This is a genomic window from Kluyvera intermedia, from assembly GCF_034424175.1.
GTDB lineage: Bacteria > Pseudomonadota > Gammaproteobacteria > Enterobacterales > Enterobacteriaceae > Kluyvera > Kluyvera intermedia.
This window is the reverse complement of record NZ_CP139986.1, coordinates 254459-266377: the sequence shown is the minus strand read 5'-3', so window position 1 is coordinate 266377 and position 11919 is coordinate 254459. Positions and strand designations below refer to the sequence as shown.

General features: G+C 52.9%; 6 protein-coding genes and 4 pseudogenes. 4 read left to right on the top strand and 6 right to left on the bottom strand.

Annotated elements, in window-relative coordinates:
* Positions 1 to 10: 10 nt before the first annotated feature.
* The 4 genes and pseudogenes from fecR to U0026_RS01185 form a co-directional block, all read right to left on the bottom strand.
* The gene (gene fecR, locus U0026_RS01205) at positions 11 to 964 is read right to left on the bottom strand and encodes a ferric citrate uptake sigma factor regulator FecR (RefSeq protein WP_004118237.1); all 954 of its coding nucleotides are present in this window, start codon (positions 962 to 964) and stop codon (positions 11 to 13) included.
* Positions 961 to 1482: an RNA polymerase sigma factor FecI gene (fecI, locus tag U0026_RS01200; RefSeq protein ID WP_016236495.1), complete on the bottom strand. Its 522-nt coding sequence runs from the start codon at positions 1480 to 1482 to the stop codon at positions 961 to 963. Before fecI ends, fecR begins: the two co-directional genes overlap by 4 nt.
* A 429-nt stretch (positions 1483 to 1911) precedes the next feature.
* Positions 1912 to 2910: pseudogene (gene istA, locus U0026_RS01190) on the bottom strand (IS21 family transposase); the annotation flags it as partial.
* A gap of 51 nt (positions 2911 to 2961) precedes the next feature.
* Positions 2962 to 3666: an IS6-like element IS26 family transposase gene (locus tag U0026_RS01185; protein ID WP_001067855.1), complete on the bottom strand. Its 705-nt coding sequence runs from the start codon at positions 3664 to 3666 to the stop codon at positions 2962 to 2964.
* A 65-nt stretch (positions 3667 to 3731) separates the two neighbouring features.
* On the opposite strand from U0026_RS01185, the pseudogene U0026_RS01180 reads away from it, so the two are divergent.
* Positions 3732 to 5234, top strand: a pseudogene (locus U0026_RS01180) (DUF4158 domain-containing protein); the annotation flags it as partial.
* 59 nt (positions 5235 to 5293) lie between these two features.
* Positions 5294 to 6441 (top strand): IS3 family transposase gene (locus U0026_RS01175; protein WP_126440740.1). Its coding sequence is split into 2 segments (ribosomal slippage): positions 5294 to 5531 and positions 5531 to 6441, totalling 1149 coding nucleotides; the frame shifts between segments, so codons are not numbered across the junction.
* A 17-nt stretch (positions 6442 to 6458) separates the two neighbouring features.
* Here the strand turns inward: U0026_RS01175 and U0026_RS01170 are convergent.
* Positions 6459 to 7628, bottom strand: a pseudogene (locus U0026_RS01170) (IS3-like element ISKpn38 family transposase); the annotation flags it as partial.
* Between the two features lie 61 nt (positions 7629 to 7689).
* Between U0026_RS01170 and U0026_RS01165 the strand changes: the two are divergent.
* Positions 7690 to 7824, top strand: a pseudogene (locus tag U0026_RS01165) (helix-turn-helix domain-containing protein); the annotation flags it as partial.
* 63 nt (positions 7825 to 7887) lie between these two features.
* Entirely contained in the window at positions 7888 to 8592 is a 705-nt protein-coding gene (locus tag U0026_RS01160) for an IS6-like element IS26 family transposase (RefSeq protein ID WP_001067855.1), read from the top strand.
* 808 nt (positions 8593 to 9400) lie between these two features.
* Here the strand turns inward: U0026_RS01160 and fhuE are convergent.
* Positions 9401 to 11539, bottom strand: a complete 2139-nt coding sequence (fhuE, locus tag U0026_RS01155; RefSeq protein ID WP_241973929.1) for a ferric-rhodotorulic acid/ferric-coprogen receptor FhuE — start codon at positions 11537 to 11539, stop codon at positions 9401 to 9403.
* Positions 11540 to 11919: the final 380 nt, after the last annotated feature.

Here is an 11919-nt window from a genome sequence, read left to right as displayed (position 1 = left end):
ATTATTTTTCTTACAGCGGTGAAATGTTTATCCAGTACCGCGTAATAGACTGAATTTTAACGGGAAGCGTTTGAGCGATAACGTTCAGGATCGCATCGGTATTTTTCAGCGGGAACGTCCCGCTCAGGCGCAGCCCGGCAACGGCGGGATCGCAGCGCAGCACGCCGTTGCGGTAACGGCTTAGCGTGGCTATCACCTCACCCAGCGGTTTATCGCTGAAGCTCAGGATGCCCTTCGTCCAGCTTGTACTCTCGTCATCCAGCGGTTTCACTGCGCCAAACTCAGAGGCGCTGAACTGCAGGCTTTCACCAGCGTTCACGATGCGTTTTTGCGCGGGGGCACTGGCGAGAAGCACTTCCACGGCGTGCTGCTGCACGTCAAGCTGCGTGAAATTATCCTGCTGGCGGACGGTAAATTCTGTCCCTAAAGCGGTGAGTTGGCCCTGACGGGTCAGGACGCGGAAGGGGCGTTGCTGCGCATCTTTCGCGGTAGTAATGGCGATTTCACCGTACCAGAGCCGGACGGTGCGCTGATGCGCATCAAAACGCACATCCGCCGCGCTTTGGGTATTCAGCGTGAGCAGGGAGCCATCTTCCAGTTGCTGACGGCTGACTGCGCCTTTGGCGGTGCGGTAATCTGCCCGCAGACCTTCGCCGGTTTCCGACTGCCAGAGTTGCCAGCCTCCGCCAGCGCCGAGCAACAGCAGTAATCCTTTCATCACGTGACGGCGGGTGAGGCGGGTATCGTGCAGCGCCCGGCTGGCAACGTCGCCAGGCACACCGCCAAGCTGGTTGCGCAGGTTTTCAACCTGCTGCCAGGCCCACTGGTTATCCTGATCCTGTTCATACCACTGTTGCCAGCGCGCTTCCTGTTGTGGGCTGACGCGCTCGCCGCTTAGCACGGCATACCAGTGGGAAGCTGAACGCAGCGCCTGACGGCGGGAATCGGTTAACGAAGGATTCATAACCCATGCTCCAGACGAAACAGCAGGCAGTGCTCGACGGCTTTCGCCACGTATTTTTTCACGGAGCTGACGGAAACACCGAGTTTGTGCGCAATCTCGCTGTATGTCAGGCCATCCAGTTGCGAAAGCAGAAACGCTTCACGTGTTTTTCCGTTTAGCCCGTCCAGCATGCTGTCGACGAGTTGTAGGGTCTCGAGCTGGCTTTCGCGTTCCTCAGGTGAAGGCGCTACCCCCTCCGGCATAAGCGCCAGCATCTCCAGATACGCTTTTTCCAGCGCGTTTCGGCGAAACAGGTCCACCATCACGCGTTTGGCGATAGTGCACAGGAAAGAGCGAGGATCGCGGATCGTCGAGAGCGTTTCGCTGCTCATTACCCGCAAAAAAGTGTCCTGGGCAATGTCATCTGCATCAAAGGCAGACTGGAGTTTGCGCGTCAGCCAACTTTTCAACCAGCCGTGATGGGTGTCATAAAGCGACTCGAACGTTAAGGAAGCTGTGGTAGTGGCACGGTCAGACATGCGGAGTGCATCAAAAGTTAATTATCACGTAGCCATATTAATATGAGAATGGTTATCATTACAATTGGAAATAAAATTGTTTCCAATAAACATTTTTAACATGTTGTTTTTCTAAGTGTTATAAGGTAGGTATAAAATGGGATGGATCCTCTGCTTCTGGCATCTGTCGGTCAGAATGACATCATGATGTGGTCAACTATGAGTGTTGCCTGAAATGTCGCCAGCCCCCGGTACAGCAGAAGTATCTCGGGCTTTCTGCGTTTGCTCCTGGTGGGTATGGCCCCCGCAAGCGGGGGTTATTGCTAACTGTCGTTTCAACAAAAAGTAACTTTTTTCACTTTGCCCCTCAGTACAAATTAGGGGCTTGCCGCGGATGTACCATGCCTGAATATCTTCGAGTGATGATTTGGTGCGGCTTTGTTGAATAAATCAGATTTCGGGTTCCACCTGACTGACCTGCTGCCAGAGCGGGGCGTGATGCTCCGGCACGGTCTGCCAGCCGGATGCAGCCGAACAGAGACGGTGCGATGCCATCTGCTGCTCATTACTGTAGATCCGCAGTTCATCATCCAGCGAGATCCGTATTGATACCGGCTGGCCACACAGGCTTTCCGGCACGCTGTAACGGTTTCCGCCAACCTCGATATAGCCATCCCAGGAGACATGACGGATATCGAAGTAGCTGGTATCGAAGTCCGTATCCGGCAACGGCTGCAGATGCTCCTGTTCCTGCGTGAAGCGCTGTTCCGGTGTCTGCCTGAACTGGCGAAATTCCCGCCTGTCGGCAACGTCAGCCATCCACTGCTCCAGTAGCTGATTAACCTGGGCGAAGCTGTCGAACCGGCGGTACCGGACGAAGAAGTTCTCCTTGAGGTATTTCACAATCCGCTCCACCTTACCTTTGGTTCTGGCCCTTCGTGGACGGCATGCCCGTGGCAGGAAGCCATAGTGATCGGCCAGCAGCAGGAACCCGGAGTTGAACACCATCTTCCCGTTGTTATTTTTCAGCACTGCGGCTTTCTGATTATCGACCAGCACGGTTTTCACGCTGCCGCCGAAGTAGCGGAAGGCGCGGACCAGTGACTCATAGGTATGTTCAGCATCCTGCTTTGGTGCCGCGAAGACATGGAAGCGACGTGAGAACCCCAGCGTGTTAACCGCGAAGTTAACCCTGCATCGTTGCCCGGCAACCTCAGCCTCAACTTCTCCCCAGTCATGCTGGAGCTGGTAACCGGGCTGAGTTTCGAAGCGAACCGTTTTCTTCGATGGCCGCATCTTACGTTTTGGCTGGATGTAGTAACGCAACATGGAGCGTCCGCCGGTATAACCCATCGCTTTGATTTCCGCGAGGATGACCTCGCCGTTCCAGACATTCTCAGCCAGACGCATGTCGATATAGTCCATGAACGGCCTGAGTTTGGCCATTTGGCACTGTTGCAAAGTTAGCGATGAGGCAGCCTTTTGTCTTATTCAAAGGCCTTACATTTCAAAAACTCTGCTTACCAGGCGCATTTCGCCCAGGGGATCACCATAATAAAATGCTGAGGCCTGGCCTTTGCGTAGTGCACGCATCACCTCAATACCTTTGATGGTGGCGTAAGCCGTCTTCATGGATTTAAATCCCAGCGTGGCGCCGATTATCCGTTTCAGTTTGCCATGATCGCATTCAATCACGTTGTTCCGGTACTTAATCTGTCGGTGTTCAACGTCAGACGGGCACCGGCCTTCGCGTTTGAGCAGAGCAAGCGCGCGACCATAGGCGGGCGCTTTATCCGTGTTGATGAATCGCGGGATCTGCCACTTCTTCACGTTGTTGAGGATTTTACCCAGAAACCGGTATGCAGCTTTGCTGTTACGACGGGAGGAGAGATAAAAATCGACAGTGCGGCCCCGGCTGTCGACGGCCCGGTACAGATACGCCCAGCGGCCATTGACCTTCACGTAGGTTTCATCCATGTGCCACGGGCAAAGATCGGAAGGGTTACGCCAGTACCAGCGCAGCCGTTTTTCCATTTCAGGCGCATAACGCTGAACCCAGCGGTAAATCGTGGAGTGATCGACATTCACTCCGCGTTCAGCCAGCATCTCCTGCAGCTCACGGTAACTGATGCCGTATTTGCAGTACCAGCGTACGGCCCACAGAATGATGTCACGCTGAAAATGCCGGCCTTTGAATGGGTTCATGTGCAGCTCCATCAGCAAAAGGGGATGATAAGTTTATCACCACCGACTATTTGCAACAGTGCCCTTTCATCAACCTACGTAGGGGCAGGCATAACCGGTTGGGGATTGCCCTTCAACTCACAACCGCCCGCTTTCTGGGAACCTTCTTGCCCGATCTCATGCAAATACCGCCCGGTGTCCAGTTTTATGTCGCAAGGCAACTTAACATCCGCTATCCAGAGATCATCTCCCGCTATGCTCAAAGGGAAAATACACGTTGGGAGCACCACGGGCTTATCAGGCAGCACTACAGCTATCATGATTTCGGTGATTTCCCGTGGTCGTTCAGACTGAAGCGATTGCTGTATACTCGTGCATGGCTCAGTAATGAACGCCCCGGACTGATGTTCGATTTTGCCACCGCGTGGTTGCTTCAAAATAAAGTGTTGTTGCCAGCCGCATCCACCCTTACGAGGGTCATTGGTGAAATCCGTGAGCGTGCGACCCGCCGCTTATGGCGAAAATTGGCCGCGCTGCCAAACCGTTGGCAGGCCGCACAACTGGCTGGGTTACTTGAAATCCCCGAAGGACAGCGACTCTCAGTGATGGAGCACCTAAAAAGAGGCCCTGTCACTATCAGCGGCCCCGCATTCACTGAAGCACTTGAACGTTACACTCGCCTGCGCAGCCTGGAATTTTCCTGCCTGAATTTCACTGGGCTGCCTGCCATACAGCTCCGCAACCTGGCACGCTATGCCGGAATGGCATCGGTGAAATATATCAGCAGAATGCCAGAAGAACGGCGGCTGGCTATCCTTACCGCGTTCGTGAAAGCGCAAGAAATCTCGGCGCTGGACGAGGCCGTTGACGTGCTGGATATGCTGATCCTCAATATTACCAGGGAGGCGAAGAAAACCGGGCAGAAAAAGCGACTTAGGACGCTCAAGGATCTTGACCGTGCGGCGTTGTTGCTGGCGCGGGCATGTGCACTTTTACTTGATGAAGATACTGGTGATGATTTGCTGCGAAAGACCATATTCAGCAGTGTACCTGTCGCCAGACTGGCAGAGTCAGTGGAAAAAGTGAATGAACTGGCCCGCCCCCAGGATACAAACTTTCAGGATGAAATGGTGGAGCAGTACGGACGGGTAAGGCGTTTTTTGCCCGCACTACTGCGCGATCTGCACTTCCGGGCGGCCCCAGACGGTGAACATACCCTCGCGGCCATCCATTACCTGGCAGAGCTAAACGGCTCGAAAAAACGGATCCTGGACGATGCACCTGAGCATATCATTTCAGGCCCTTGGAAACGCCTGGTGTACGATGCTGAAGGTCGGATACAGCGAGCGGGTTACTCGTTGTGTCTGCTGGAGCGACTTCAGGATGCGCTACGCCGTCGTGACATCTGGTTGGAAAACAGCGATCGTTGGGGTGATCCGCGCCAAAAACTTCTTCAGGGGGAGGAATGGCAGGCGCAGCGGGTTCCAGTGTGCCGGGCATTGGGTCACCCCACCAATGGCAGTAAAGCATCGGTGCAATTGGCAGCACGGTTGGATGAAACCTGGAAAACGGTGGCATCACGTTTTGAATCGCCACGGGTTTAACAGACACCTCAGAGTCATTTAAGATGGCTTAAAGAGAGGTGCCCATGAGCGGTAAGCGTTATCCCGAAGAGTTTAAAACTGAAGCAGTCAAACAGGTTGTTGATCGCGGTTATTCTGTTGCCAGCGTTGCAACACGTCTCGATATCACCACCCACAGCCTTTACGCCTGGATAAAGAAGTACGGTCCGGATTCTTCCGCTAATAAAGAACAGTCAGATGCTCAGGCCGAGATCCGCCGTCTCCAGAAAGAGCTGAAGCGGGTTACCGACGAACGGGACATATTAAAAAAAGCCGCGGCGTACTTCGCAAAGCTGTCCGACTGAGGTACGCCTTTATCCGTGACAACACCTGTTGCTGGCCTGTTCGCCTGCTCTGTCGGGTGCTGGATGTTCATCCCAGTGGTTTTTACGCCTGGCTTCAGCAGCCGCATTCACAACGCCATCAGGCAGACCTGAGACTGACAGGACAGATTAAACAGTTCTGGCTGGAATCGGGATGCGTCTATGGTTATCGCAAAATCCATCTGGATCTGCGGGACAGCGGGCAACAGTGCGGAGTGAACAGAGTCTGGCGACTGATGAAACGTGTCGGGATAAAGGCTCAGGTCGGATACCGGAGCCCGCGGGCACGTAAAGGCGAGCCCAGTATCGTGTCGCCCAACAGGCTCCAGCGACAGTTCAATCCGGATGCTCCGGATAAGCGTTGGGTAACGGACATAACCTACATCAGGACCCACGAAGGCTGGCTGTATCTTGCCGTGGTTGTTGATCTGTTCTCACGCAAAATTATCGGCTGGTCCATGCAATCCCGGATGACAAAGGACATTGTCCTGAACGCACTGCTGATGGCTGTATGGCGCCGTAATCCCCAAAAACAGGTGCTGGTTCATTCGGATCAGGGCAGTCAGTACACAAGCCATGAGTGGCAGTCGTTCCTGAAATCACACGGCCTGGAGGGCAGCATGAGCCGTCGCGGTAACTGCCATGATAATGCGGTTGCAGAAAGCTTTTTCCAGTTGTTGAAACGCGAACGGATAAAGAAAAAGAGCTACGGAACGCGGGAAGAAGCCCGCAGCGATATTTTTGATTACATCGAAATGTTTTATAACAGTAAGCGTCGGCATGGTTCCAGCGATCAGATGTCACCGACAGAATATGAAAACCAGTATTATCAACGGCTAGGAAGTGTCTAGATTATCCGTGGCGATTCAGTCGCGTCCGGGCGTGTTCCTATCGACCAGCTTACAACCTGGCCATCAAAGCAGTCGATAACCGGCGACAGATAGACTTTTCCAGCCGGAAGCTGGAACTCCGTAATATCGGTCAGCCACTTCTCATTTGGCCTGCAGGAACTAAAATCCCGGGCGAGTAAATTTTCCGGTGCCGGGCCGATTTCGCCACAGTAAGAGTTGTATCGTCGTCGCCTGGTGCGCTTAACAACGAGCTGCTCTTCTGCCATCAGTCTGCGGACAACCTTTTCAGAAATAACCCTGTTGTTACCGCGAAGCATCGCGTGAAGGCGCCGGTAGCCGTAACAGCGGTAATTCTCCTCAAAGATATCGGCCATGATCACGCGTATTTCCGCATACTTATCGCACAGACGTTTGCTGGCTTTGTGGTAAAAATAACAGCTGCGGGCAAGTTGCAGAACGCTTAGCAACTCAGCAACGGGGTACTTTTTCTTAAGGGCATCAACTATCAGGGTTTTCTCCCTGTTTTTCAGTGTCAGAAAGCTGATGCCCAGATCTTTTTTTATCAGTTCATTCGCCTTTATCAGTATGTCACGTTCGAGCTGCAGCTGATGAACCTGCTGCCTGAGTCGCTGGATTTCACCGAGTAAAGCATCCTGATTTTTATCTTGAGGGGCTGCCTTTCGTTTGCGCATGGATTGATAAGCCTCGTCACTGATAAGGTCTTTCTTCCATTTGTACAGGACCGGGACGCTGACGCCTATGCTTTGTGCAACTTTACGCGCGGTTCCACGTCGGTTACAGAGCTCCCGGACGGCCTGAGACCTCTCTTCCGGGCTGAAGCATTTGTTTGTGCCTGAGCGAATGACCAGGGGACGCGCATTTGGGTAAAACTCTTCAATCCAGCGCTTTAGAATTTCGTTACTGGGGTAGCCGATGGCTCGGCGAGTGTACGACAGGCAACCACCGTGAGTAAGATAATGCTCAACAGCAGCAATTTTCTGTGTCCGTGAATAGCGTTCTCTTGGCTTTAATTCCCTGGGTAAATCGCCCTTCTCTTCATAAATCCGAACCCAACGGCCCAGCTGTTTTGTGGAAGGATATCCCAGCTCCATGACGACAACGGAGGCTTTCTTTCCGTACCGGTAATAGAGTTCGACGGCCCGGATCCGGTCCTCGTATGAATGCATAAATTAACCCCTGAAGGTCCAGGAATTCGTCCGCACTCCCCATGCTCATGAGGACTTTTACATGATAAAGCAAATGCGCCAGCAGGGTGCGTATATTGTTGATATTGCCACTCAGGTTGGTTGCTCTGAGCGGACTGTCAGGCGGTACCTGAAATACCCGGAACCTCCGGCCAGAAAAACACGCCACAAAATGGCCGGCACTGTTGCAAATAGTCGGTGGTGATAAACTTATCATCCCCTTTTGCTGATGGAGCTGCACATGAACCCATTCAAAGGCCGGCATTTTCAGCGTGACATCATTCTGTGGGCCGTACGCTGGTACTGCAAATACGGCATCAGTTACCGTGAGCTGCAGGAGATGCTGGCTGAACGCGGAGTGAATGTCGATCACTCCACGATTTACCGCTGGGTTCAGCGTTATGCGCCTGAAATGGAAAAACGGCTGCGCTGGTACTGGCGTAACCCTTCCGATCTTTGCCCGTGGCACATGGATGAAACCTACGTGAAGGTCAATGGCCGCTGGGCGTATCTGTACCGGGCCGTCGACAGCCGGGGCCGCACTGTCGATTTTTATCTCTCCTCCCGTCGTAACAGCAAAGCTGCATACCGGTTTCTGGGTAAAATCCTCAACAACGTGAAGAAGTGGCAGATCCCGCGATTCATCAACACGGATAAAGCGCCCGCCTATGGTCGCGCGCTTGCTCTGCTCAAACGCGAAGGCCGGTGCCCGTCTGACGTTGAACACCGACAGATTAAGTACCGGAACAACGTGATTGAATGCGATCATGGCAAACTGAAACGGATAATCGGCGCCACGCTGGGATTTAAATCCATGAAGACGGCTTACGCCACCATCAAAGGTATTGAGGTGATGCGTGCACTACGCAAAGGCCAGGCCTCAGCATTTTATTATGGTGATCCCCTGGGCGAAATGCGCCTGGTAAGCAGAGTTTTTGAAATGTAAGGCCTTTGAATAAGACAAAAGGCTGCCTCATCGCTAACTTTGCAACAGTGCCCTTTTTATTAGTGCGACTGTGCAAGGTCGCTAACCTTGAAAACTAGATTACCTTGTAAGGTTGGAAAGTCCAATGTCCGCAATTCGCTGTGAGATCAATCTATCCTTGACCAGATTCTATGGCCTGATATGAAGCAAAAATAACAATTAAATAGAACAATAATAAGCTGCTAAACGGCCAGGAACCCTCCCAAGCAAATGATAGCATTATGAACTCAGGGACTAGTGATGCGATCCCTCGTGAAAAACACCATGAACATAGAGAAACAATCCAGGTTAATAGCTAATCAACATGAACAACCTGTGTGCCGAAACAGTTGTGGCATTTTTTGATTTGAGCTTACCAACAAAAAGGAAGAGGGAATGTCGAATGCAAAACTCTGGAAAAACCATTACCACCCATGCAAGCCTTCTCCCACAAGGCTTTCCAATTTTTCTACATTTTAATCATGTATGGGTATTGCGTCACCATGCGCTAAGCGTGGAGCACTGATGATAAAAAGCCAGACTTCGGTCTGGCTTTTTTTATGGTAGCAGGCACAGCGGCGCGGGTTGCCGGATGGCGGCTTAGCCTTATCCGGCCTACATCTGGCTTTTTTATGCGCCACGGTCTCTCGTAGCCCGGGCAAGGCGTCTACGCCGCCCCCGGGGCTAGGTGCACAATCCCGGCGTCGCTACACTCGGCCGGGCTCCCCCCCACGTTACACTGACGTCGGATGGCCTGGAAGCTGCGCGCCATCAGGCACCACCGTGTAAATTAGAACGCGTAGCTCATACTGACTGACACATTGCGCGGCTCACCGTAGACCGCTGAATCATCCAGATAAGAGTAATACTCACGATCAAACAGGTTGTTGACGTTAGCCTGCACCGCCAGCGCTTTAGTCACCTGATACTGGGCAAACAGGCTCACCAGCGGGTAGCTGCTCTGATGGAGGCGCTGCGTCTCGCCATCTGGCCCGGTCACGTCCTTGTACACGCCATTTTGCCAGTTTGCCCCACCGCCTATCGTCAGCTCTGGCATAACCGGAACCCGATAACGGCTGAACAGTTTGAGCTGCGTTTGCGGCGCAAAGCTGTTGTAACGACCATCGCTATCCTGGGCGACAAAGCGCGTCGCGCTAAAGGTCAGTTGCAGGTTATCAGTCACCGCGCCATTAACCTCAAACTCCGCGCCTTTACTCACCGCACCGCTGGTCGCACGATACGCCTGCTCGCTGCTGCCGTTGACGAATACGCCACTCAGCGCTTCCGCGACGTTTTCTTGCTCGATACGGAACACCGCAACGTTGGTGGTTAAGCGCCCGTCCATCCAGTCGGCCTTCAGGCCAGTTTCGTAGTTTTTACCGGTAATCGGCGACAGCCATTTACCGTCAACGGAACGCTTGGTTTGCGGCGCAAAAATCGAGGTATAACTGGCGTAGGCTGACAGACTTTCGGTCAGATCATAAACCAGGCCGCCATACGGCGTGGTGTTGTACTTGCGCATATCGCCACTGCTGCCATCGGTGCTGTACTGGGTGTAACGCGCGCCAAGAATCAGTGAAAGCGGATCGGCCAGTGACAAGCGTACCGCGGTGTAGGCCGATTTTTGGCGGACGATATCATTGGCATTCTGATACCAGTCGCCCCACGTCGGCTGCGACACGCTACCGTTCCAGTTGTTGTCGAAGATGCCCATCTGGCTAGCTTCCATCGACCCGTCCTGGCTGGAGGTTGCATTATGCTGACGACTGTAGCTCGCGCCGGCCATCAGTTGATGCTGACGCCCCAGCAGCGTGAACGGCCCGTTGGCGTAGGTATCGAAAGAATCAACGGTACGTTTGCCTTTGTCTTTGCTGCCCCAGCCGGTTGTGCCCTCTCCGGTATCCGCATCCGGATTACCCATCACGTATAACAGCGTATCGTTGAAGGTTTGCTCACCATGGGTGCCATTAAAGCGATATGACCAGCCGTTATCCCAGTTGTGGGTCAGGTCGACGAAGACCTTGCGTGATTCGACCTGATAGCGCGTCCAGTCTGCCGCCGTGTTAGTACTGCGATCATAATGGGTCCGCGTGCCGTTGCTGAATAGGCTCGGTAAGCCGCCCCAGGTCGGGTTGCCGGTGTTGGATTTCTGGTAGTCCCAGCCCAATGACACGGTGGTGTTTTCGGTCAGGTCGGCATCCACTACGCCGTAGAGGAATTTCTTGGTTTTATGATAGCGGTCGAGCCAGCTGTCCTGATCCTGATAGCCAGTGACGATGCGGCCACGCAGGCTGCCGTCTGCGTTAAGCGGCGTTGAGAGATCGGCCACGTAGCGCTGGGTATTCCAGCTACCGTAGCTGGCGCTGATGTTTCCGGTCGCCGTTTTGCTGTCGGCCCGTTTACGCACCATATTCACCGTTGCCCCCGGGTCACCGGCACCGGTCATCAGACCATTGGCTCCACGCACGACTTCAATGCGGTCATAGATAGCGGTATCGGCCGCCGCATCGCCATAGTTCCACGCATCGCCAATTGAGGTTGGAATGTCATCGTAAGAGAAGTTGGTGATTTCAAAGCCGCGTGAGTAGAAGTAAGTACGCTCTGAGTCTATCTGCTGCGAGGAGACGCCGGTGGCATTGGTCAGCACATCGTCCACGGTTTGCAAATCCTGATCCTGCATCCGCTGGCGCGTCACCACGGTAACGGACTGCGGAATATCGCGCGGCGCCATTTCCATTTTGGTGCCCGCATGGGTGGTTTTCACCGCATAATCCTGCTGTTCATCCGCCGCACTTTCAGCACTGCCGTACACCACCATCTCCTGGCTTTTTTCTTCCGCATGCGCTTGCTGAATAAAACCGTGAATGACCAGCGCCAAAAGTGAAACGGTAAACGGTCTGCCGCTGATTTCCCTGCCATAAAAATGCATAAGTATTCCCATCAGATCTTGTAATTGTGAGTGAAGCCCTTGTGCCCAAAGCCACGAAAAATACCCAGTATTTCTGTAAGCATTTAACCTGCATAAAAAGCAATAACGGCAACAAATGAGAACGCTAATGATAATTACTCGCTTTAAATAACACAGGCTGTTTCGTCAGTTAAATGTAAGCAAATGTATACATGTTATATATCAGTTTATTACATAGATATTCCAGCCATGTCACCGTAAAAAAATCGGAATGAAAAGCCTCAAGCAGGCAGATATTACCGCCCGGCACACGTAACTGATTTGCTCATTTCTTATAAATAATTATTATTCTCATTCTTATTAAAACTATCCCGTCCAGGGTGACCTCTTCCGGGAATCGC

Excerpts from the sequence above, each read along its gene's own strand:
- U0026_RS01185 (WP_001067855.1), bottom strand. The coding sequence starts at position 3,666 with ATGAACCCATTCAAAGGCCGGCATTTTCAGCGTGACATCATTCTGTGG.
- U0026_RS01160 (WP_001067855.1), top strand. The coding sequence starts at position 7,888 with ATGAACCCATTCAAAGGCCGGCATTTTCAGCGTGACATCATTCTGTGG.
- fhuE (WP_241973929.1), bottom strand. The coding sequence starts at position 11,539 with ATGCATTTTTATGGCAGGGAAATCAGCGGCAGACCGTTTACCGTTTCA.
- fecI (WP_016236495.1), bottom strand. The coding sequence starts at position 1,482 with ATGTCTGACCGTGCCACTACCACAGCTTCCTTAACGTTCGAGTCGCTT.
- fecR (WP_004118237.1), bottom strand. The coding sequence starts at position 964 with ATGAATCCTTCGTTAACCGATTCCCGCCGTCAGGCGCTGCGTTCAGCT.